A 19,330-nucleotide genomic window follows, 5' to 3' on the forward strand; every position below is an offset into this window, starting at 1 on the left:
AGCTAATGCCGATTCCGAGTCATGGCGGATTCCACCCCCACCCTTAAGCAGCGACTGAGCGGGCGAAGCCTCTATTTGGTGGGAATGATGGGCAGCGGCAAGACCAGCACCGGACGGCCTCTGGCCGAACGCCTGGGTTACGGCTTTGTCGATGCTGATGCTGTGATCGAAAAGGCAGCGGGCTGCAGCATCCCGGAAATCTTTGAGCGGGATGGCGAAGCAGGCTTCCGCAGCCTGGAAAGCCAGGTGCTCAATGCCATCAGTCAGCGCCACTCACTGGTGGTGGCCACCGGTGGCGGTGTGGTAACCGAACCGGAGAACTGGGGGGTGCTGCACAGCGGCATCGTGATCTGGCTCGATGTGGTCCCCGACCAGTTGATGCAACGTCTTAAAGCCGACAGCACGGTGCGTCCGCTGTTGCAGACCGCCGATCCAGAAGCCGACCTGAAGGCGCTGCTGAACAAGCGAAAGCCCCTTTACGCCGAAGCCGATCTCACGGTGGTGATCAACGACGAAAACCCTGACGTGGTAGCCGATGGGATTCTGCAGCTGCTTCCAAGCCTGCTGAAAGATCCGACCCAACGCCGCACCGACTGAAATCAAGCCGTTGGCGGCTCCAGCCGTACTGCAAACCACTGCAAGGTCAGACCGGGGCTGATCTCCAGATCGCAAGCCGTGTCGATCAAACGCTGAGCTGCCGCTTCCACATCGGGTTGATCCGCGAGATCGGCCGGCAGCTGATCGAGCCTGCGCAACCAACCGCTCAGCCATGTCAACGTGTCGGCAGCGCTGAGCAGCTTCTCCGGCTTGCCGGGCTCCAGCACCACATAGTCATCAAGGGCACGGATCAGGGGATCAGACATGGAACGGGGGTTGTGGATGCTGCTGATCAGCCTCACCATCCTGCTCAGTGGCGGCCCCGCCTGGGCTCAAGGCAGCCTTGAGCAGCGGCTGAACAGTTGGCCCGACTGGAGCCTTCCAGCACCATTGCCGCGGCCCTCGAATCGGGACGACCTGGTTTATCCCGACTGGTTTGACGGGCTCTGGCAAGTGGAAAGCATTGATCTGGATGCCCCTGGCGATCCAGCTCTGCGCCATCAGGCACGGTTCAAGGCCGACCGACGCGGTCGCCTGATCGGCGATCGAAGCTTCAATGCCACAGCCATTGGCCGAGCCCTGCTCGGGGAGCAGCTGCTGGGGGTCGAGGAAGACCCCGACTCCGCCAATCGCCAGATCGCTCGACTGAAAGGCGACCTGTTCCTGGAGACAACGGTGACGGGCCGCCGCCAAGAGAGCCCGAGCCCTGAGACTTTTCTTGCAGACGAACTGGTGCTGCAAATCTTGCATGCTCCAGGACCTCCGCGGTTGAGCAGAATCGAAACCCTCAGCCGCTACAACCGCTGCGGCGAAGACATCTGCGCTGAGCAGTGGCAAGGGCGCTATGCCTCCCCAGGGGAAAGCCTGCGGGATCAGGCCATTGCTCAGCACCACTACAAACTGCGCTTCACACCTCTTCCAGCGTCCGCTCCATCAATTTGAGTTCGAGCTGGTCACGCCATTGGAATAGGGGCTGCAGCTTGGGGTGATCGCTCAACCCGGGCACACCCTTGCCAGCCAGGGCCGAACCCGCTGAGGGGGGAAATCGAAGCAGCGACAGCTGGGCTGCCACGGCGATATCGGCCAAGGTGAGGCTATCGCCGACCAACCAGGGGCTGGACTGCACCGAGGCGGCGAGCTGCTCAAGGCTGGCAAGAAGCTCGGTGCGTTCCTTCTGGTTGACCAGCTCGGTGATGTTGCTGACCCAACCGCCGGGGATCACACCCATCACCGAACGCACGGGATCGGGAAGATCGTCGGGCAGCAGTGCAACACGTAGCTCTGGGTCTAATGCCGCGGCTTGCACCAAAGACGAGCGACCGGCCATCGCCAAGGTGGTATCGGCCCAGTCCTCCAACAGATGCACCTGGGCAACCTGACGTGGATCAGCCGGCAGCAAAGCAGGGTCGGGCTCACGTCGATTCAGGTGCAGCGCAATGGCACTGGAGTCGGCAATCACTTGCTCCCCATCCACCAGCACAGGCACCTGCCGTTGCCCGGACAGCCGGAACACGGCCACCTGGCCAACGCCAGGGGTCACCTCCACGGTGCGGAAACTCAGCCCTTTGGCCTGCAACACCATCCGCACCTTGAGGCAGAAGGCGGAATGGCGGAATTGATGCAGCTCCAGCATGTCCAAAACAGCCATAGGCCCGGCAGAGTAGCCAGCACATTCCGAAGCTCGCCAGAACCATGCGGGAGTTTTGCCCAATTTCAGGGCTACGAATCCCCCATCTGGGTAGGCAATAAAAATCCCGCCATTGCTGACGGGGTGAAGTTAGCTCGCAGTTCTACCAATTCACAAAGCCACGTCGCCCGCCACCGTTGCCCCAGGCACCTGAACCGTTGCGCCAGCCACCACCACCGGCGTTAGCGAAACCACCACCGGAATTAGCGAAACCGCCACCATTGCGCCAGCCACCGCCGTTGGCCCAGCCACGTCCGCGACCGTTACCCCAAGCAGCGATATCCAGCGGTTTGTGCAGCTTTGCATTCAACAGGTGCGACCAGCCGTCGTCACTCCGTGCAGCAGCAATGCGTTGCTCGATGCTGTTGTCAGCTTTTTGAACTGAATATGTTCCGGCCTCAGTGGCGCCAACACTGCTCCAGGTGCTGAGCAGGATCAGTGTTCCAAGAAGGGTGGTTGGCTTCATTAGGCCCATTGAGCAGCTGAATTTCTGAAGTACTAGCCATAGTGGAAGCGGCGGGTCATGTGTCAGACGTGACTGCCTTGAGTGTTAACCGCTCTGCTCAAGCAATAAAAATCCCCGCCATCGCTGACGGGGTGGCTTGTATGTGAGGTCTTGTCGAGAGATGGATGGCGACAATCGTGTCGCCTCTTGGCTTATTTACGATCGATCTTGTAGTGCCTTCGCCCAAAAAAACACTTTTTTGCTAGCCAATGGCAAGATCGACGGCCCTGGATAGGGTGAGGCCAAAAACGTCTAGAACAACAAATCCATTTAAAAGTCTTACCGCTTTCGAGGGGGCAGTCTTGCATGAATCTTGCGAGTAATCAAAACAAACTTCGGCCGCAAAAAAGAAATATTCCATGGCTCCAGGTGCATCATAGACCAGAATGGCAGGAGGTAAATTCCTGATCGAACGACCTTCATTGATGCGCCAATACCACCACGAAAAGCAGATCAAAATTATGGGTATAAATAGAAGAAGTTCAACAATTAAAAGGACTGGGCTTTTGATCGGGGCAACAAGAAGTAAATTCATGATAACAAGCTCTAAAATCCAGCACACTGAGAGAAATATTGCCAATATATCGACGCCTTTTCTCACTCCCTTGTTCGCCAAATTCAAGACAATAAGGATAAATGTGTAGCCAAAAAATATGGCGCCAATTGGCTGCATATGGTTGGTAAGGGCGTCCAGAAAAGCATGTGCAACTTCTAGGAAGTTTTTTATTGCTCCTTCTTCTACTGCCTCGAGGTTGAGGTTTCGATCGAATTGTTCGGTAAAAATAAATGTAGCGAGTAATACGTAGATTTCTGCTGGTTTTTTGATTCGCTGAAGAAATGTCATGTCTCTGCAGTCGTCTTCACAATCTTACTGACAAAGCCTGAGGTGTCTCCAGTTGCCTTGGAGAGTGCTGCGCCTAAAAGCAGGTGTTTGTTCGAGAAGGACTCACCCAGAGAATGGAAGGATTGGGCTGAGATCACATTCTCTCGCATCTGAGTTGAGGCTCTCCCCCAGGTGCCAACCAAGCAGCCTGGCCTGCTCGTCCCGATCATTTCTTCAGTGGGTCAGCCTCCAACTTGATGCGCTGCTTTTCAGCGGCTTCAGGGTTGCTTTCAGCCCATGCCTTCATGCCAGGGTTTGCCTCCAAGTAGGCGCTCCAGTCGCACTCGAACGCAACAAGCCTCTTGGAGCATTTAGGGCGCTTCGCTTCAGCCTCTATGGCTCGCCAATTGTCTTCAGCATGCTCGCAACTGGAGTTCCAACCTTCTTGAGGAGCGACTGAAGGGCAGGTAGAGGTTTGCTCGACCTCGACGGTGGCACCAAGACGCAGGATTCCAACCTGCAGCTCGTCCTTCCAGAAGTTGTAGTTGTTTCCGCAGCGCCAGGTGGACTTGCCAGCAACCAGCGGTTCGTGGTGACCTCCGCCAAGTCCAACCCAGTCGCAGTAGACGCGCTGGCATTTGCCTTCGCCGACATAGGCGTGATTTTCAGGGCACTTGTTGCCGAGGTACTCAGGGGTTCCAGCCTGAGCCTCTACACAGCCGCGATAGTCGGCGGCTTGAAGACAGAGCTGGTGGATTTCAGGGGCGACATCACCAGCAGCAGTTACAGGAATTGCTCCAGCAATCAGAGCAATGGTTGCGAGAGCGGCGCGAATCATGAGCCAATTGTGGTCTCAAACCGTTTCTGGTGCCAAGCCCACTTACTTCTGCCACGTCGACGCCCAAAGCGTGCATCACTACTTCAGGCGCTCACCCTGCTGCAGTTGCTTTTGTCTGAGGTTGCATCGCATCAGATCTTCCAACAGAAATTTCCAGGCCCTAATTACATACACACCAGGACGCTGATTCCCCCCATACCCCCTTCGTTCTAGAGCTCAGCAGAGGCTCCCTCCCCAACAAGGCTCCACTTGTTGCCAGCCAACGCGATGCAACTCCTTCCAGAGCTGCTCTGCAGCGTCCCTGCGCAGATGCACACGTGTCTTGAGGAGTGGTGGTTCTTCCGGTATGGGTATCCCCGTGTCGAAAAAGACCTTTGGATCTCTGATCCAGCTCTTCTTATCCCGGTGAAACCGCTTCGTTTCTTTGGTCGCCGGATCTTGGATGAAGCCCTCTGACCCAAAAACTCTGATTTAGTTCATATGTACCAAGCTATTGCAGGTCTCATCAATAGATCGAGCCAGCCTGTCCAAGGCGTTGGATAAAACATGTCCAATAACCCCGCAGATGCACTGCAATTACAAGAGATCTAGAAGTCTCAGGCAAACTCCCGCACGGTTTTTTGAGCCGAATAAACTCCACGCATCCAAGGCATCTCTTGCTGAACACCGGTCCGTTATGGATCTGTGCTGCGTCAGCAGCCTCTGCCCAAGAATTGTCTAAGCCTTCCAAACACCTCCAAAAACGTTGCAATAACTAGATATGAGAGAGTTTTTCCTCAACGTCTCCCGTTACCCCCGCTACTTGGTGGCCTTCACCCTCGGGGTGATGAATTCCGTCGCCGAACCCCTAGTCGCACGCCGGAGCAATCCCGTCACAGCCGTCGCCTTGATCGGCGCCCTGATCAGCGGGGGAATCAGCCTCATACTTGTGCTGCGTGCCATGGTGAATTCAGCACCGATGGCGTGATGGCACAGGGGCGTCGAGTGGAGCGGGTTGCCGCGCTGATCCGCAAAGAAGTCAGCGAACTATTGATCAATGGCATTCGGGATGAACGGGTGCACCAGGGCATGGTGAGCATCACCGAAGTGGAGGTGTCCGGCGATCTGCAGCACTGCAAGATCTTTGTAAGCGTGTTCGGAGAGGCCCAGGAGCGCGCACAGGTGCTCGAAGGCCTTCAGGCCGCCAGCGGTTTCCTGCGGGGAGAACTGGGGCGGCGGCTGCAGATGCGCCGCTCCCCCGAGGTGGTGTTCCAACTTGACCGCGGCTTGGAACGCGGTACCTCCGTGCTGGGGCTGCTGAATCGCCTCGAGGATGAACGGCAGCAGCGAGGTGAGGTTCCACCGGGGAGTGATGAACACCCCAGCGAGTAGCAACCTGCGTCGCCAGGTGGCTGAGCTGCTGGTGCTGCGGGCCAGTGGTCATCTCAGCGACCATCAGCGCCGTTACCCGCAATGGGAACTGCCCAACGGCACACTTCAGCGTCTGCTTCAGGAAGGTGTCGGCGGCGTGATTCTGCTGGGGGGCAGCGCCGTGGAGCTGCAGCAACGCACCCAGCAACTGCAGGGGTGGAGTAGCCAGCGGTTGCTGTTCTGCGCAGACGTGGAGGAGGGCGTGGGCCAACGCTTCGAGGGCGCCAGCTGGCTGGTGCCGCCCCTGGCCCTTGGACGCCTCTACCGGGGCGACCCCGAGCTGGCCATGGCACTAAGCGAACGCTACGGCCGCTGTACCGGCGAACAGGCTCGCCGCTGCGGCCTGAACTGGGTGCTAGGACCGGTGTGCGACGTCAACAACAACCCCGCCAACCCCGTCATCAATGTGCGGGCCTGGGGGGAGGATCCCAGCAGTGCGGGCGCCCTGGCCGTGGCTTTTCAGCGGGGGCTATCGCAGGCCGATGTGCTCGGTTGCGCCAAGCACTTTCCTGGCCACGGCGACACCGCCAGCGACTCCCATCTCGACCTGCCGGTGTTGCCCCACAGCCGCGAACGGCTGGAACAGGTGGAACTGCCCCCATTCCGTGCCGCCATTGCCGCCGGCATTGACAGCGTGATGACGGCCCACCTGTTGCTGCCGGAACTGGACCCAGAGCAGCCCGCCACCCTCTCCAAGGCCGTCCTCACCGATCTGCTGCGGCGCCAGATGGGGTTCAACGGTCTGGTCGTGACCGATGCCCTGGTGATGGAAGCGATCAGCGCACGGCATGGCGCAGCAGAAGCGGCCGTGCTGGCCTTTGAAGCCGGAGCCGACCTGATCCTGATGCCGGCGGATGCTGATGCCGCCATCGATGGCCTCTGCGCTGGCTTCAACAGCGGACGACTGCCCCTCGAGCGGTTGGAGGAGAGCCGTCAGCGCCGTGCCCATGCTCTGCAATCAATCCCTATCAGCGCCCCTTCAGGGCCGATTGTCACGGCAGCCGACCAGGCCCTGGAAGCGGAGCTGGTGCGCCACAGCGTCACCATCCGCAATGCAGTGGTGCGGGCTGACGCAGGGATCAACCTGGTGCGGGTGGATTCACTGTTACCAGGCGCAGCCGCCCTCAGCGGCTGGTCACCGGCCCTGCGCATTCCCGAAACCCAAGGATTTCGCTCGGTGGTGCTGCATGGAGAAGGCCTGTCGCCCTGGAGCGACCAGCCGGAGGCACCCCTTGCGCTGGAAGGCCTGGGGAATGGCCCGGTGATGCTGCAACTCTTCCTGCGGGGCAACCCCTTCCGCGCTGGGCGTGACGCTCAGGAGCCCTGGGCTGCAGCCATACAACAACTGGTCACCCTCAACCGACTGGCCGGGGTCGTGATCTACGGCAGCCCCTACCTCTGGGAGACCCTTCAGCCCATTCTGCCCAGCGGTTGTCCGGCCGCCTATTCCGCTGGCCAGATGCAGGAGGCCCAGCGCCAGGTGCTCACCGCGCTGTTTCCCACCAGTTCGCCGGCTAGCGGAGGAGGTGCATTCACCGACTGACCACATCCAATCAACCGCACGGGCAAACCGCATCTAACCTCTCGCCAACTTCCAGCCGGCCGGCCATGCTCAGCCTCTCGATGATCGTGCGCGATGAAGAGGCGCGTCTCGGGGAGTGTCTGCGCTCCGTGCAGGGCTTTGCCGACGAGCTGGTGGTGGTCGACACCGGCTCCAGCGATGCCACGGTGGCCATTGCCGAAGCCGCCGGAGCCAGGGTTGAACGCATCACCTGGCCTGGGGACTTTGCCCCGGCCCGTAACCAGGCCATGGAATTCCTCAACGGTGACTGGGTGCTGGTGCTGGATGCCGATGAACAGCTGCGCCCCGAGGCCATCCCCGCCCTGAAGGCTCTGATGGCCCAGCCCGATGTGCTGGTGATCAACCTGCTGCGCTACGAGGTAGGAGCCGCCATGGCGCCCTATTCCAGCGTCAGTCGCCTGTTCCGCCGCCACCCCTCAATCCAGTGGAGTCGGCCTTATCACTCGATGATCGACGACAGCGTTCACGCCCTGCTGGAGACGGAACCCCAATGGCGCATCGCCGATTGCAGTGAACCTGCGATCCTCCACGACGGCTACAGACCGGAGCTGCTGGAGGGCAGCGACAAGGCGGATCGGCTGCGGCAGGCCATGGAAGACGACCTGCGGGACCGCCCCGGTGATCCTTACGCCAGCGCCAAGCTCGGGGGTCTGTTGATCAGTGAAGGCAAGACCGACGACGCCATTCCCCTACTTCAAGCGGGACTCCAACACTGTGATGGGGGCAGTGCCGAACGCTATGAGCTGCTGCTGCACCTGGGATTGGCCCTGACCCCCAGCGATCCCGCCCAAGCGGTGCGCTGCTACCGGCAAGCGCTGGAGATTCCCCTCGACACCCGGGTGAGTCTGGGAGCCCGACTCAACCTGGCGGCCCGACTGATGGAACAGGGCGACCTTGAGGAAGCCATCAGCCTCACCCAAACCGCCGCCCAGCGCGCCCCGGAAGTGGCCCTGTCCTGGTACAACCTCGGGCTGATGCAACGACGGCGCGGTGACCTCGCTGCGGCCCTCGAGGCCTACGGGCGCGCCCTCGCCCTGGATCCCAACAACGCCGCGTGCCATCAGAACAACGCGGTGGCGCAATTGCTGGGCGGCAACATCGATGCGGCCCGCAGCAGCTTCATCCGCGCCATCAGCCTGCTTCAGGCGCAGGGGCAGTCCGACGCGGCCGACGCGCTCCGGGAGAAAGTGCAGGGGGTCGTGAAGCTGAACGGGGAGGCTGTCGCTTGAGCCATCCCTTGAAGAGCCGAACGGTGATCGTCACCCGCGCGGCCGACCAGCAGGGGGCCGCGCGTCAGCTGCTGGAGCAGCGAGGTGCCACGGTGCTGGACCTTCCGGCCCTGGTGATCGGACCACCCGACCACTGGGGCCCCCTGGATGACGCCCTTGAGGAGCTGGACAGCTTTCACTGGCTGGTGTTCTCCAGTGCCAATGGCGTGCAGGCCGTGGAGCAGCGGCTGCAACGCATCGGGCGTTGCCTGGCCCGGCGTCCCGCCAGCCTCAAGATTGCGGCGGTGGGCCGCAAGACGGCGCAAGTGCTGGAGAACCTTGGGGCTGCAGCGGATTTTGTGCCCCCAAGCTTCGTGGCCGACAGCTTGATCGATCACTTCCCAGTGTCGGGCTGGGGCCTCAAGATGCTGTTGCCACGAGTGCAAAGCGGTGGTCGCACCCTGCTGGCGGATGCCTTCGGCGAGGCCGGAGTGCGGGTGGTGGAGGTGGCGGCCTACGAATCCGGATGCCCCTCCTCGATGCCGGACCCAACAGCAGCCGCCTTGGACGGGGGCAGCGTCGATGCCATCGCCTTCAGCAGCGGCAAGACGGCGGAGCACACCGCTCAGCTACTGGAGCAACGCTTCGGCCCAGGCTGGACCAATCGACTGGAGGGAGTGAAAGTGATTTCGATCGGCCCCCAGACCAGCCGCAGCTGCCGGCAATGCTTCGGACGGGTGGATGCCGAGGCCGACCCCCACGATCTCGAGGGGCTGGCCGACGCCTGTGCTCAGGCAATGCAGATTGGATCCTGAGCCTCACCGTTCAACGCCAGGCGGATGCAGCCGCTCACCATATCGATGCTGAGCACCGACCATCCCGTCGGCAGAACCAGCGGAGCGTCATCCTCGCAGCGGCCATCGGCACCCACACAGATCACACCGCTGCCGCTGGCGGTGGTCACCATGGCGCGTTGCTGGTTCCCCACCATCAGAACCCCCGTCAGGGTGAGTCCTGATGCTGGATCCTGCACATCAACATCAGCAGCAGCGAGACGACCGAAAGGATCCTCCCGTCCACCAGGGGCAGCCTGCTGCACCTCCTCGGCAGATGGCAATGGGGTCAGGCCGATGGCAAGAGCTGCGGGAGCAGACGCTTCGGGCAACGGCGAAGGCTGCACTGGAGCCGATGGCAGTGCTGTGACCGTTGGCGTTTCACCACCACAGCCCGCCACTGACACCAACACAACTACGGGAAGGAACCAGCGCTCAGCCGCCTGCTTCCACCAGGTCACGGAAACGGTCAAGATTGGCCTGGAGCTCCTTGGTCACGATGCCCCCCAGGATGCTGGGTTCCATTAACGGTGCCAAGACCCGCGGCAATTCGTAGGCCACGCTCAACTTGACCACCGTGCGGTCATCAGCTTCGGGATAAAAGCGCACCGCCCCCTTGGTGGGCAGTCCCCCCACGGATTCCCAATGCAGTTGCTGGGCTTCGACCCGCTGCGTGATCCGGGCTTTCCAGCTGAAGCGAAAGCCCTGAGCCGCCAGGGTCCAATCGGTGAGATCGGGATCCTCCAGGGGCTTGACCGACTCAATCCAACGCATCCAGCGGGGCATCGCTTCGAGATCACTCCAGACCTCCCAGACCTTGGCGGCCGATGCCTGCACCTCGGTGGTGACCGTGTGTTCGAGCCAGCGTCCCATCAGGCCACCGCCGCGTTGGTGGCCAGCTTCACAGGCCGATCAAGGATGGCCGCCGCTGCCAGATGACCGCTCATCGTGGCTCCCTCCATCGAATCGATGTAGTCCTGGCGGGTGTAGCTGCCGGCAAGGAAGAAATTCGAGATCGGTGTGCGCTGTTCAGGGCGGTAGGGCTCCATGCCTGGGGCTTCCCGATACAACGACTGGGCCAGCTTCACCACGTTGCTCCAGGTGAGCTTGAGGTTGCGGGCTGAGGGGAACAGCTCTCGCACTTGACGGTCGGTGTGAGCCACGATCTCGTCCACAGACTTGGGAATCCAGGGATCCCCTGGAGTCAGCACACATTGCAGCAGGGATCCTTCTCCTTCCTTGCGGTAGTCCTCCGGGCTGGCCAATGCCAGATCAGCGAAGCAGCTGAAATCAGCATCAGCGGTGTACAGCAGATTGTTGAGACCCGTGGGGGTCGCCACATCCCGACGCTGGGCCTCGTGGGAATCCCCCAACTCGGTCACCCAGCCGTCGTAGCGGAGCTGAACCGTGGCCACCGGCACGGCCTCCAGCTGATGAATTGCCTCGAACTGGGGGTAGCGGTTCCAAGCTTCGGGCAGCAACTTCTGAATCCCCGGCACATCACACGCCGCCAAATAGACATCGGCTTCAACACGGACATCACCCTCAGGCGTTCCCAGCTGGAGGCCGGTGATCTCGGGCGCCTCACCCTCGCTGAATTCCACCTGCTTCACCCGGTGGCGCAGATGCAACTTGCCGCCACGCTGCTGGATGTAGTCGAAAATCGGGCCCGTGAGCCAGCGGTGGGGGGATCCCTTCAGCAGGTTGAGCTTGGAAGCTTCAGTCTTGGCCGCAAACATCATGAAGATGGTCAGCATGCAGCGGGCGGAGATGGCCTCGCAGTCGATGAAACCCAGGGCGTAGGCGACGGGGTTCCACATCCGCCGGATGCTTTCAGGGCTGCCGCCATGGCCCACAAACCAATCCTGGAAGCTGACGGAGTCGAGAGCACGAATGGTGCGCATCGCTCCCTCGTAATCCACCAAACCACGCACGATCGGGCTGGTGCCCAGGGCCAGGGCATTGCGCAACTTGTCGATCCAGCTGAGCTGCGGTGTGGTGAAGAAAGCCTTGAGGCCGTTGAACGGCGCACCGATGGGGAAGCGGAAATCCAGCTCCCGTAGATCGCCCCCCTTGTTCACGAACAGGTGCGTGTGCTGCTTGGGCAGCAGGTTCTCAAACGCCCCGACCTTGCGCATCAAGGCGAAGAGATTGGCGTAATTGAAGAAGAAGACGTGCAACCCCATCTCGATGTGGTTACCTCCCTCATCCACCCAACTGCCCACCTTTCCGCCCATGAACGGACGGGCTTCGTAGAGATTCACCTCATGGCCTGCATCCACGAGGTCAACAGCAGCGGAGAGACCGGCGAGGCCGGAACCAACGATCGCGACCCGCACAAGATCTGGTCAACTAAGGCGACTCTATGTATGAGCGTTCATAGAGTGAGAGCACGAGCCTGCGTTGACCATGACCTCCACCCCCGATACTGCGCCGGCCCATACCGCCAAAGACGGCAAGGGCATCCTGATCACCGAACCGGCGATGCAGCAGCTGGCCAAGCTGTGTGGCGAACAGGGTGACAACCAGGTGCTGCGCGTCGGAGTCCGCTCCGGCGGCTGCAGCGGCATGAGCTACACGATGGATTTCGTGTCCGCCGCCGACACCCTCGACGACGACGAGACCTACGAGTATGTGGCCTCTAATGGCCAGAGCTTCCGGGTGATCTGCGATCCGAAGAGCCTGCTCTACATCTACGGAATGCAGCTGGACTTCAGCACAGCCCTCATTGGTGGTGGATTTAACTTCACCAACCCCAACGCGAGCCAAACCTGTGGCTGCGGCAGTTCTTTTGCAGTGTGAGCGAAGCCACGTGGGACTCTGAGGGGAGATCACTGCCCTCTCCCCGTTGATGGAGACTTCCCAGGACAGCCTGTTTGAGCAGGCTATGGCCCGATACCAGAGCGGCGCCGCTGCCGAAGAGGTGCTGCCTGATTTCGCCCAGATCGTTGAAGCCGCCCCCCGCCAGTCGGCGGGGTGGACCTGTCTGGCCTGGCTGCAGCTGCTCTGCGATCAGCCGGAGGAAGCGCTGCGATCAGCACGCTTCGCCGTGAAGCTCAACGGCCAGGACCCGCAGGCCAGGATCAATTTGAGCCTGGCCTTGCTGGAGACGCAATCCAAGGGCGTGCGGGACCACATCCAGGTGGTGCAGCAAGTGATGACCCTTGCCCCGGAGGTGTCCAGCGAACTCAAGGCCTCAATCACCGATGGCCTCGAGCGCAAACCAGGCTGGAAGGCTCTCGAGAAAGTGAAAGCCTGGCTTGAACTCTGATTGCAACAACCCGCCCTCCAAAAGCCCGGTCACGCGCACTGCCTGCATGACAGCCCTGCATGACAGCCCCTGCATGACAGCCACCTGGACCATCACCCGACTGCGGTCCCAACACGCCAACGGCATTCCGGATCCGAATAGGTGGATTTAGTGAGAGAGAACCCCGCAATGGCACGCATCCTTCTGCTGAGCAATGGCCACGGCGAAGACCTCTCCGGCGCCCTGCTAGCCCAAGAACTTCAGCAGCAAGGGCACAGCGTGCAGGCGCTCCCCCTTGCGGGACTCGGCAGCGCCTACCGCAAGGCCGGCGTGCCGCTGCTGGGACGCAGCCATGAATTCAGCACCGGCGGCATCGGCTACACCAGCCTTCAGGGTCGCCTGACAGAACTGCTGCAGGGACAGGTGCTGTATCTACTCAAAAGACTGATTCGTCTGCTGCGTCACCGGCATCGCTTTGATCTGATCCTGGTGGTGGGGGATGTGATCCCGGTGATCGCGGCATGGCTCAGTCACCGCCCCGTTGCGACATACCTGGTGGCCTACTCCAGCCACTACGAAGGGCAGCTGCGCCTGCCCTGGCCCTGCGCCGCTCTGCTGAAAAGCAAACGGTTCAAGGCCGTTTACAGCCGCGATCAACGCACCGCTGAGGATCTCAGTCACCAACTGCATCGACCAGTGACCTTCCTGGGCAATCCGTTCATGGATTCAGTGCTGACTGCGGCACCCACAGCGCCAGCCAGCGGTCAGCACATCGGTCTGGTGCCCGGCAGCCGCCGACCGGAACTGGAGCAGAACCTGCAGCTGCTGCTGCAGCTGATGGAGCTGCTCCCCACCACACCACCCTGCAGCGTGGATCTGGCCTTGGTGCCAAGTCTGGATGACGTCAGCCTGCAGCGACTGAGCAACAGGATCGGCTGGCGGTTGACGAACGGCGTGCTGCAGCGCGATGGAGCCGTGTCGATCAACGTGCGCCGCGGAGCGTTCAAGGCCGTACTGCAGAACAGCGATCTGGTGATCGGCATGGCGGGCACCGCCATCGAGCAAGCCGTTGGACTGGCCAAACCGGTGCTGCAGGTACCAGGCCAGGGGCCGCAATTCACCGCGGCGTTCGCAGAAGCCCAGCGGCGCCTGCTGGGCCCCACCGTGTTCTGCGCCCCCGGGGAGAGCGGTAGCCGTGAGGCCCTCAAGGCCACAGCAGAGTTGGCCTTGGCGCTGCTGGATCGCTTCCGAGGGGATCCAATCTTTCAGCAGCAATGCCGAGTGGAAGCAAAACGACGCCTCGGGGAGGCAGGCGGAGGCCAGAGAATGGCGGCAGCCATCAGTGCACTGCTGCCATGAGTGCCCCTTCAGAACCGGCCTGGAAACGCTGGCTGGACCGCCTGCTGATGGTGAACGTGCTGTTTGTGTTTGTCGGAGCTGGGGTCTTTGCGGTTGCGGTGGTGGGCCAAAGCCAAGGGGATGACTGGCTCATGGACCGGGTTCAGGTGCTGTGGCAACCCCTCTTCGCACCGGCCATCAGCCTGCTGATCATGGCGGCCCTGGTGAGCGGCATCTTCAGCTGGTGGCAGCGGCGAGTGCTGAAGTCAGATCGGGGTAACGGAAGCTGAAGTTCATGGTGTCCAGCCGCTCCGAAGCGACCTGCTGGCCCTCTAGCACTACCTTGGCGCCATCCCCCAGGAGCACCTGGAGCACCGGTCCAGGGACCGGCAGCAGGCTGGGGCGTCCCAGGCTGCGTCCCAGCTGCTTGCTGAAGGCCGCCATCGACACCGGCTCGGGAGCAACGGCATTGATCACGCCAGTCCAGCTCTCGTCCGTGAGGGATTGGAGGATTAGGGCACAAAGGTCACTGCGGTGGATCCAACTCATCCACTGGCGGCCACTGCCGATCGGACCGCCAAAACCCGTACGAAACACCGGCAGCATTTTTCCGAGCGCGCCGCCGTCAGCGGCAAGCACGATGCCGATCCGCAGGGTGACCTGCCGCACCGAAGAAGGAACCGCCTCGGCAGCCGCCTCCCAGCGCTGACACAAGCTGGCGAGAAAGTCGTTGCCGGGTTTGCTCGATTCGAGAAAACGCTGCTCCAGGCTGGAGCCGTAGAAACCGATCGCCGAAGCGTTCACCAGCACCTTTGGCGGGGTTGAACAGGCCTCGATCGCCTTCACCAGCTGCGAGGTCGTCTGCAGACGGCTGGTCTCCAGCAACTGCCGGTGAGCTGGGGTCCAACGCTTCTCAGCAATCGGTTCCCCCGCCAGGTTGACCACCGCATCGGCCTGGTTCAGGGCTTCCAGGAGCCCAGCATCGGCCCAGGTGCTGCTGCTGGTGGGGTCGAGCTGCATCCAGATCAGTCGCCCATCCGCCCGTTCAGTGTTGTAACCACGGGCCAATCGACGGCTGACCACCGTGAGCTGATGGCCGGCCTGGAGCAGGAGCGGCAGAAGCTCACGGCCAACGAAACCAGTGCAGCCGAACAGCAGCAGACGCATGAAAGCGGGGGTGATGCGGCTGGGAGGCTAGAGGGGTTCGTCGGCGATTGGTTTTAGCCTGGGGGCATCACCATTTCTTGTCATGGCCGAATCCGACGCCGCTGCTCCCGCCAAGGCCAAGCCTGCTGCGTTGCGGAAAGGTGCTTTGGTCAGGGTGAACAAGGCCGCCTACAGCGCCAGCCTTGAAGCGGCTGCCAGCGACCCCACGGCACCCGCGTACATCTTTGAAGGCCCCGGTGAGCTGCTGCTAGTCAAGGGGGAATACGGCCAGGTGCGTTGGAATCGCCCGGTACCCGATGTGTGGCTACGGATGGATCAGCTGGAAGCCTGCTCCTGATCCTGCTCTTGATTCGAGGAGGGCTCCAGCGCCTCCTCCACGGCCGTGACGGCCGCAGGGACTGAGGTCATGGCGGCGGGGATGCGCCAAACGGCACCCGACAGGACCCCGCTGAGATCCCCCAAGGCCACGAGTACTGGGTTCGAGATGGTCGCTGCGTCTGCAGCTGCGGCGGCCTGCCAGGGATTCCAGCCCGCCAGGTTGACCACGCTGCGATAAGCCGCCGGCCAAGGGTTGTCGGGCAACAGGCGTTGCAAGTGCTCGAACTGCGCTGATGCCTGCGCCGGTCGGTTCTCAAGCACCGCCAGCAGCGCCAGGGTCCAGCGTGGTCGAATCGCCTGCGGATCCTGGGCCAGTGCCTCCAGGGCCTCTGCGCGCACCGGGTCTCGATAGCTGAAATGGCCATCGAGCATGTGCTCCTGCCCCACAGCTGCGAACACTGGATCCAGCCCCACCGGCCCGGCGGCCAGCCCGGCGGCGAGGTTGGGGAAACGATCCGCAAAGGATGGTTCTGCAATCGGGTGGGTCAAGCGACGGCGCCAGAGGGAATAACTGCCCCCCCTGGGACGCTGAAACTGATTCACCAGCTGAAACACACCGCTGCTGCGCACCGCGTGATCCAGATGCCGTGCCGCCTTGCGCACCGATCCCTGGTCCCCTTCCGCCAACACCACCCATTCCGCCCGCTCCAACACAGGCTCACGGTCACGGCGGCTGCCACCCAGCTGGCGTCCAACGGTTTGCCCCCCCCGGCGACGGCCGTAGAAGCTGACGTTGTGTTGGTTGAGATCAGAGGTACTGGGCACCACGATCAAAGTGGCGGGAGGGGTGCTGGGGTCCGCACCGCCAGCGGCCTGCACCAGAGCCTCCACCGGGCCGCGGGGGCGATCTTCAAAACGATGCAGCTGATGGGCCCAGCCCGCGGGAACACAGGCCAGCAGCCCTGCTCCAAACAGAGGCCAGACCAACGCTGAGCGTTTGGCCTGCAACCAATGCCCCCACTGCCACCAACCCCGGGCCAGCAGCAACAGCAGGGCGGGAAGCAGGGGAGCGATGTAGCGATCGCCTTTGTTCGGACTCAGGGTGGTGAGCACCCAGGCCGCGACGAGATTGATGACGAGCCAGCGCCAAGACCAGGCGTGATCGGTTGAAACCTGCTGGCGCTGCCAGCACCAGAGCAGCACCCCCGAAAGACCAACCAAAAGCAGCACACTGCCCAGCTGCTCCGGCAACAGGCGCAGATACCACAGCCAACTGGCCAGGCTGAGCACGCCGGGGTCCCCTTCCCGGGCCGCCGACTCGAACACAGCCCGGTTGGTACCGCCGAGGCTGGTGATCCAGTTGTGACGCAACCAGGGGCCAACAAGCGCGGCCGTGAGGAAGGGCAACAGCAGGGCCTGACGCAACCAGGGGCCACCCCGGCGAATCGCCATCCCGGCGGCCCAGAAACCGGCGGGCACAAGCACCAGCAAGGCGCTCTGCTTCACCAGCACCGCCGCCAGAGCCGCCACGGTGCATCCCCAGGCCTGCCCCCAACGGCCACCGCTCTGGGGGTCGCACCAGACCCCGAGACGCCAGATCGCCAGGCTGCAACTGGCCACAAGGGCCATCTCAAGCACGTAATCCGTCCGCAGATCCAGGAAGGCCGGCGTCAATGCCGCCAAAAGGCAAGCGATCAGGGCCAGGCCCTCCCCCTGCAGCCGCCTCCCCCAGCCCGCCATCACGACAAGGAGCAGCCCGTGCCAGAGGCTGAGGCTCCAGGCCGCCTGCTCCGGGGCATCGCCACTCAACGCCATCACAGTGCCGTTCACCAATGAGGCCAACGGCGGAATCTTCGGGGAGAGATCCAGCAATGCCTGCCAACCCTGCCAACCGCCACCCGGCAGCAATCCCAAAGCGCGGCCGTGGTCCATGGCGCTGTTGAGGTAGTCAGCCTGATCCCAGGCGGGGACACCGGTCTGCAGCGTCCACCAAAGCCGATCCACCAGGGTTGACAGCACCCAGATCAGGGCAACCCAAGCCCAGAAACGCCAGCGCTGTTTCACACGATCTCCAACCGACGCCGCTCATCCTGGAGCCGCTTGCGTCGCTGCTTGGCCTCGCGCAGCATCTCGCGACCATCGTGGAGGTAACCATCCACGTAGCCCATGGTGTAGCGCTCCAGCTCTGCCAGAGCGTCCTCCACTTCCGAGAGGCAGTGATACAGGCTGAGGCCGAAGCCACGGGCCGAGGCCGGCGTGGGCAATGACTGGAACAGTTGTTTGACGCGTTCCATCCGGCTGCCGCTCGCCTCGAGATAACTGCAGAACGCCTCCATCAGCTCGTCGTCATAGGGATCAGCCGACAGTGCTTTGAGTTGCTTGGGGAAGGGATTGATCACCTCACCGAGCATGCGGTCGATCGGGGCGTAGACCCGCCGCAGCCACTCCACCAGAGCGTCATCAGCCGCCACCGAGCGCTCGTGGGCACGGCTGGCCCGGCGAAGATCCGCCGGCGATGCAGCACGCCCCGGCTGGGGCCGCGTGCGATCAAATGCCTTCCGGCGCTCGGCATCGCCAAGCACTTCCCAGGCGGCATTGAGGGCCAGCATCTGCTGATCGTCGCCGCCGGCATCGGGATGGTGCTGCTTCACCAGCTGGCGATAGGCCGCTTTGATTTCAGCGTTGCTGGCGGTGCTGCTGACACCAAGCACGGCATAGGGGTCGCTCACAGCTGGCCATCCCTCCGGGCGGGAAGCTGCGAAGCAGCACTGAACATTGGTGTTGAGAGATATCTCTCGCCATAACTAGCCAGCATCACCACCAGCCGTTTGCCCGCCATGGCGGGATCCTGGCCAACGCGGAGGGCCGCTGCCATGGCTGCTCCACTGCTGATGCCGTAGAGCAGACCTTCCTCCCGGGCCAGTCGCCGTCCCACCTGCATCGCCTCCTCATCGCTCACCGTGAGGATCGAATCAATCCGATCCAGTTCCAGCACCGCAGGAACAAAACCGGCCCCGATCCCCTGAATGCGGTGGGCGCCCGCCGGCCTCCCAGACAGAACGGCACTGGCCTCGGGCTCCACGGCAATCACCTGGAGCTGCGGCTGACGCTCTTTCAGCAGCCGGGCACAGCCAGTGATCGTGCCACCGGTCCCCACCCCTGCCACAAAGGCATCGATCTGGCCCTCCGTATCGCGCCAAATCTCCTCGGCCGTGGTGCGTTCATGCACGGCTGGATTGGCGGGGTTGTCGAACTGCTGGAGCAGATAGGCGTTGGGGATCTCTGCCACCAACTCCTTGGCCAGGGCAATCGCCCCATTCATGCCCTGGGCACCGTCAGTGAGCTGCAGCTCTGCGCCATAGGCCCGCAGCATCGCTCGACGCTCGGTGCTCATCGTGTCCGGCATGGTGAGAATCAGCCGGTAGCCCCGGGCCGCCGCCACCATGGCCAGGGCGATTCCGGTGTTGCCGCTGGTGGGTTCCACCAGCACTGTTTGGCCGGGAACGATCGTGCCGGCCTGCTCTGCCTCCAGCACCATGGCGCTGGCGATGCGGTCTTTGACCGAGGCCGAGGGATTGAAACTCTCCAATTTGGCCAGGATCTCGGCCTGGCAGCCGCAAGCCTGAGGCAGGCGGTTCAAGCGCACCAGGGGCGTGCCACCGATCAAGGCGGTGATGTCAGGAGCAATGCTCATAGCTGCAGCTTGCCCACAGAACAACCATAAAAAAAGCCCTCCAAAGGGGAGGGCTTGATGTGTGTGTGTGTGAGGAAGGT

Annotated in this window: 25 protein-coding genes; 12 read left to right on the top strand and 13 right to left on the bottom strand. The window is 62.2% G+C overall.

From position 1 onward, the window contains the following. Positions 1 to 21 precede the first annotated feature (21 nt). Complete coding sequence (locus tag FZZ88_RS00090) at positions 22 to 597, top strand: shikimate kinase (RefSeq protein WP_166018520.1); 576 nt, start codon at positions 22 to 24, stop codon at positions 595 to 597. A gap of 2 nt (positions 598 to 599) precedes the next feature. Here FZZ88_RS00090 and FZZ88_RS00095 read toward each other — a convergent pair whose 3' ends face one another. Continuing rightward, positions 600 to 863, bottom strand: coding sequence for a chlororespiratory reduction protein 7 (locus tag FZZ88_RS00095; protein WP_166018518.1), 264 nt, complete (start codon positions 861 to 863; stop codon positions 600 to 602). On the opposite strand from FZZ88_RS00095, the gene FZZ88_RS00100 reads away from it, so the two are divergent. Then, positions 862 to 1,539: a DUF6816 family protein gene (locus FZZ88_RS00100; protein WP_166018516.1), complete on the top strand. Its 678-nt coding sequence runs from the start codon at positions 862 to 864 to the stop codon at positions 1,537 to 1,539. The two genes, FZZ88_RS00095 and FZZ88_RS00100, sit on opposite strands and share 2 nt — an antisense overlap. Here FZZ88_RS00100 and FZZ88_RS00105 read toward each other — a convergent pair. From FZZ88_RS00105 to FZZ88_RS00125, 5 genes are all read right to left on the bottom strand, one after another. Next, positions 1,505 to 2,230 (bottom strand): glutathione S-transferase family protein, encoded by a 726-nt coding sequence (locus tag FZZ88_RS00105; protein ID WP_166018559.1) that lies wholly within the window; start codon positions 2,228 to 2,230, stop codon positions 1,505 to 1,507. The two genes, FZZ88_RS00100 and FZZ88_RS00105, sit on opposite strands and share 35 nt — an antisense overlap. 157 nt (positions 2,231 to 2,387) lie before the next feature. Then, positions 2,388 to 2,750 (bottom strand): GrrA/OscA1 family cyclophane-containing rSAM-modified RiPP, encoded by a 363-nt coding sequence (grrA, locus tag FZZ88_RS00110; RefSeq protein WP_166018514.1) that lies wholly within the window; start codon positions 2,748 to 2,750, stop codon positions 2,388 to 2,390. Positions 2,751 to 2,991: 241 nt separating this feature from the next. Further along, positions 2,992 to 3,633, bottom strand: a complete 642-nt coding sequence (locus FZZ88_RS00115) for a hypothetical protein (protein WP_166018512.1) — start codon at positions 3,631 to 3,633, stop codon at positions 2,992 to 2,994. 205 nt (positions 3,634 to 3,838) lie between these two features. Further along, complete coding sequence (locus tag FZZ88_RS00120) at positions 3,839 to 4,450, bottom strand: hypothetical protein (RefSeq protein ID WP_166018511.1); 612 nt, start codon at positions 4,448 to 4,450, stop codon at positions 3,839 to 3,841. A 216-nt stretch (positions 4,451 to 4,666) separates the two neighbouring features. Further along, on the bottom strand, positions 4,667 to 4,921 hold the full coding sequence (locus FZZ88_RS00125; RefSeq protein WP_166018557.1) for a DUF1651 domain-containing protein: 255 nt from the start codon (positions 4,919 to 4,921) through the stop codon (positions 4,667 to 4,669). A gap of 289 nt (positions 4,922 to 5,210) precedes the next feature. On the opposite strand from FZZ88_RS00125, the gene FZZ88_RS00130 reads away from it, so the two are divergent. The 5 genes from FZZ88_RS00130 (at position 5,211) to FZZ88_RS00150 (ending at position 9,465) form a co-directional block, all read left to right on the top strand. Then, entirely contained in the window at positions 5,211 to 5,417 is a 207-nt protein-coding gene (locus FZZ88_RS00130; RefSeq protein WP_166018509.1) for a DUF751 family protein, read from the top strand. Then, on the top strand, positions 5,417 to 5,821 hold the full coding sequence (rbfA, locus tag FZZ88_RS00135) for a 30S ribosome-binding factor RbfA (protein ID WP_166018507.1): 405 nt from the start codon (positions 5,417 to 5,419) through the stop codon (positions 5,819 to 5,821). Before FZZ88_RS00130 ends, rbfA begins: the two co-directional genes overlap by 1 nt. Next, positions 5,802 to 7,403, top strand: coding sequence for a glycoside hydrolase family 3 N-terminal domain-containing protein (locus FZZ88_RS00140; RefSeq protein WP_166018556.1), 1,602 nt, complete (start codon positions 5,802 to 5,804; stop codon positions 7,401 to 7,403). Before rbfA ends, FZZ88_RS00140 begins: the two co-directional genes overlap by 20 nt. Positions 7,404 to 7,468: 65 nt before the next feature. Continuing rightward, positions 7,469 to 8,671, top strand: a complete 1,203-nt coding sequence (locus FZZ88_RS00145; RefSeq protein WP_166018505.1) for a glycosyltransferase — start codon at positions 7,469 to 7,471, stop codon at positions 8,669 to 8,671. Then, positions 8,668 to 9,465, top strand: coding sequence for a uroporphyrinogen-III synthase (locus tag FZZ88_RS00150; RefSeq protein WP_166018504.1), 798 nt, complete (start codon positions 8,668 to 8,670; stop codon positions 9,463 to 9,465). Before FZZ88_RS00145 ends, FZZ88_RS00150 begins: the two co-directional genes overlap by 4 nt. Here FZZ88_RS00150 and FZZ88_RS00155 read toward each other — a convergent pair. From FZZ88_RS00155 to zds, 3 genes are read right to left on the bottom strand one after another with little or no spacing between them, the layout of a single operon-like run. Further along, positions 9,441 to 9,944 (bottom strand): hypothetical protein, encoded by a 504-nt coding sequence (locus tag FZZ88_RS00155; protein ID WP_166018503.1) that lies wholly within the window; start codon positions 9,942 to 9,944, stop codon positions 9,441 to 9,443. The genes FZZ88_RS00150 and FZZ88_RS00155 overlap by 25 nt on opposite strands. After that, positions 9,919 to 10,356 carry an SRPBCC family protein gene (locus FZZ88_RS00160; protein WP_166018502.1) on the bottom strand — a complete coding sequence of 146 codons (438 nt, stop codon included), beginning with the start codon at positions 10,354 to 10,356 and terminating at the stop codon, positions 9,919 to 9,921. Before FZZ88_RS00160 ends, FZZ88_RS00155 begins: the two co-directional genes overlap by 26 nt. After that, positions 10,356 to 11,822, bottom strand: a complete 1,467-nt coding sequence (gene zds / locus FZZ88_RS00165; RefSeq protein WP_166018501.1) for a 9,9'-di-cis-zeta-carotene desaturase — start codon at positions 11,820 to 11,822, stop codon at positions 10,356 to 10,358. The genes FZZ88_RS00160 and zds overlap by 1 nt, the downstream gene beginning before the upstream one ends. A gap of 70 nt (positions 11,823 to 11,892) precedes the next feature. Here zds and FZZ88_RS00170 point away from each other — a divergent pair, with 70 nt between their 5' ends. From FZZ88_RS00170 to FZZ88_RS00185, 4 genes are all read left to right on the top strand, one after another. Continuing rightward, positions 11,893 to 12,285, top strand: a complete 393-nt coding sequence (locus tag FZZ88_RS00170; protein ID WP_166018500.1) for an iron-sulfur cluster assembly accessory protein — start codon at positions 11,893 to 11,895, stop codon at positions 12,283 to 12,285. Positions 12,286 to 12,334: 49 nt separating this feature from the next. Next, positions 12,335 to 12,754 carry a hypothetical protein gene (locus FZZ88_RS00175; RefSeq protein WP_166018499.1) on the top strand — a complete coding sequence of 140 codons (420 nt, stop codon included), beginning with the start codon at positions 12,335 to 12,337 and terminating at the stop codon, positions 12,752 to 12,754. Between the two features lie 168 nt (positions 12,755 to 12,922). Next, complete coding sequence (locus FZZ88_RS00180) at positions 12,923 to 14,092, top strand: lipid-A-disaccharide synthase-related protein (protein ID WP_166018498.1); 1,170 nt, start codon at positions 12,923 to 12,925, stop codon at positions 14,090 to 14,092. Further along, positions 14,089 to 14,361 (top strand): hypothetical protein, encoded by a 273-nt coding sequence (locus tag FZZ88_RS00185; protein ID WP_166018497.1) that lies wholly within the window; start codon positions 14,089 to 14,091, stop codon positions 14,359 to 14,361. The genes FZZ88_RS00180 and FZZ88_RS00185 overlap by 4 nt, the downstream gene beginning before the upstream one ends. Here the strand turns inward: FZZ88_RS00185 and FZZ88_RS00190 are convergent. Further along, positions 14,309 to 15,238, bottom strand: a complete 930-nt coding sequence (locus FZZ88_RS00190) for a TIGR01777 family oxidoreductase (RefSeq protein WP_166018496.1) — start codon at positions 15,236 to 15,238, stop codon at positions 14,309 to 14,311. The two genes, FZZ88_RS00185 and FZZ88_RS00190, sit on opposite strands and share 53 nt — an antisense overlap. 82 nt (positions 15,239 to 15,320) lie before the next feature. Between FZZ88_RS00190 and FZZ88_RS00195 the strand changes: the two genes are divergently transcribed. Further along, entirely contained in the window at positions 15,321 to 15,575 is a 255-nt protein-coding gene (locus tag FZZ88_RS00195) for an NAD(P)H-quinone oxidoreductase subunit O (protein ID WP_115025407.1), read from the top strand. Here FZZ88_RS00195 and FZZ88_RS00200 read toward each other — a convergent pair. Genes FZZ88_RS00200 through cysK form a run of 3 tightly spaced genes read right to left on the bottom strand, consistent with a single transcriptional unit; the run spans position 15,554 to position 19,250 of the window. Beyond that, positions 15,554 to 17,620 carry a glycosyltransferase family 39 protein gene (locus tag FZZ88_RS00200; RefSeq protein ID WP_166018495.1) on the bottom strand — a complete coding sequence of 689 codons (2,067 nt, stop codon included), beginning with the start codon at positions 17,618 to 17,620 and terminating at the stop codon, positions 15,554 to 15,556. The two genes, FZZ88_RS00195 and FZZ88_RS00200, sit on opposite strands and share 22 nt — an antisense overlap. After that, a complete protein-coding gene (locus tag FZZ88_RS00205; RefSeq protein ID WP_166018494.1) occupies positions 17,617 to 18,285 on the bottom strand; it encodes a J domain-containing protein in 669 nt (222 codons plus the stop codon). The genes FZZ88_RS00200 and FZZ88_RS00205 overlap by 4 nt, the downstream gene beginning before the upstream one ends. Continuing rightward, the gene (gene cysK, locus FZZ88_RS00210) at positions 18,282 to 19,250 is read right to left on the bottom strand and encodes a cysteine synthase A (RefSeq protein ID WP_166018493.1); all 969 of its coding nucleotides are present in this window, start codon (positions 19,248 to 19,250) and stop codon (positions 18,282 to 18,284) included. The genes FZZ88_RS00205 and cysK overlap by 4 nt, the downstream gene beginning before the upstream one ends. Positions 19,251 to 19,330 lie beyond the last annotated feature (80 nt).

The organism is Synechococcus sp. PH41509 (assembly GCF_020514285.1).
GTDB lineage: Bacteria > Cyanobacteriota > Cyanobacteriia > PCC-6307 > Cyanobiaceae > Parasynechococcus.

Bases quoted from the DNA above. Each gene is read 5' to 3' on its own strand.
- cysK (WP_166018493.1), bottom strand. From the start codon at position 19,250: ATGAGCATTGCTCCTGACATCACCGCCTTGATCGGTGGCACGCCCCTG.
- FZZ88_RS00145 (WP_166018505.1), top strand. From the start codon at position 7,469: ATGCTCAGCCTCTCGATGATCGTGCGCGATGAAGAGGCGCGTCTCGGG.
- FZZ88_RS00120 (WP_166018511.1), bottom strand. From the start codon at position 4,450: ATGATTCGCGCCGCTCTCGCAACCATTGCTCTGATTGCTGGAGCAATT.
- FZZ88_RS00090 (WP_166018520.1), top strand. From the start codon at position 22: ATGGCGGATTCCACCCCCACCCTTAAGCAGCGACTGAGCGGGCGAAGC.
- grrA (WP_166018514.1), bottom strand. From the start codon at position 2,750: ATGAAGCCAACCACCCTTCTTGGAACACTGATCCTGCTCAGCACCTGG.
- FZZ88_RS00130 (WP_166018509.1), top strand. From the start codon at position 5,211: ATGAGAGAGTTTTTCCTCAACGTCTCCCGTTACCCCCGCTACTTGGTG.
- FZZ88_RS00175 (WP_166018499.1), top strand. From the start codon at position 12,335: ATGGAGACTTCCCAGGACAGCCTGTTTGAGCAGGCTATGGCCCGATAC.
- rbfA (WP_166018507.1), top strand. From the start codon at position 5,417: ATGGCACAGGGGCGTCGAGTGGAGCGGGTTGCCGCGCTGATCCGCAAA.
- FZZ88_RS00180 (WP_166018498.1), top strand. From the start codon at position 12,923: ATGGCACGCATCCTTCTGCTGAGCAATGGCCACGGCGAAGACCTCTCC.
- FZZ88_RS00190 (WP_166018496.1), bottom strand. From the start codon at position 15,238: ATGCGTCTGCTGCTGTTCGGCTGCACTGGTTTCGTTGGCCGTGAGCTT.
- FZZ88_RS00115 (WP_166018512.1), bottom strand. From the start codon at position 3,633: ATGACATTTCTTCAGCGAATCAAAAAACCAGCAGAAATCTACGTATTA.
- FZZ88_RS00105 (WP_166018559.1), bottom strand. From the start codon at position 2,230: ATGCTGGAGCTGCATCAATTCCGCCATTCCGCCTTCTGCCTCAAGGTG.
- FZZ88_RS00140 (WP_166018556.1), top strand. From the start codon at position 5,802: ATGAACACCCCAGCGAGTAGCAACCTGCGTCGCCAGGTGGCTGAGCTG.
- FZZ88_RS00170 (WP_166018500.1), top strand. From the start codon at position 11,893: ATGACCTCCACCCCCGATACTGCGCCGGCCCATACCGCCAAAGACGGC.
- FZZ88_RS00195 (WP_115025407.1), top strand. From the start codon at position 15,321: ATGGCCGAATCCGACGCCGCTGCTCCCGCCAAGGCCAAGCCTGCTGCG.
- FZZ88_RS00185 (WP_166018497.1), top strand. From the start codon at position 14,089: ATGAGTGCCCCTTCAGAACCGGCCTGGAAACGCTGGCTGGACCGCCTG.
- FZZ88_RS00160 (WP_166018502.1), bottom strand. From the start codon at position 10,356: ATGGGACGCTGGCTCGAACACACGGTCACCACCGAGGTGCAGGCATCG.
- FZZ88_RS00095 (WP_166018518.1), bottom strand. From the start codon at position 863: ATGTCTGATCCCCTGATCCGTGCCCTTGATGACTATGTGGTGCTGGAG.
- FZZ88_RS00100 (WP_166018516.1), top strand. From the start codon at position 862: ATGGAACGGGGGTTGTGGATGCTGCTGATCAGCCTCACCATCCTGCTC.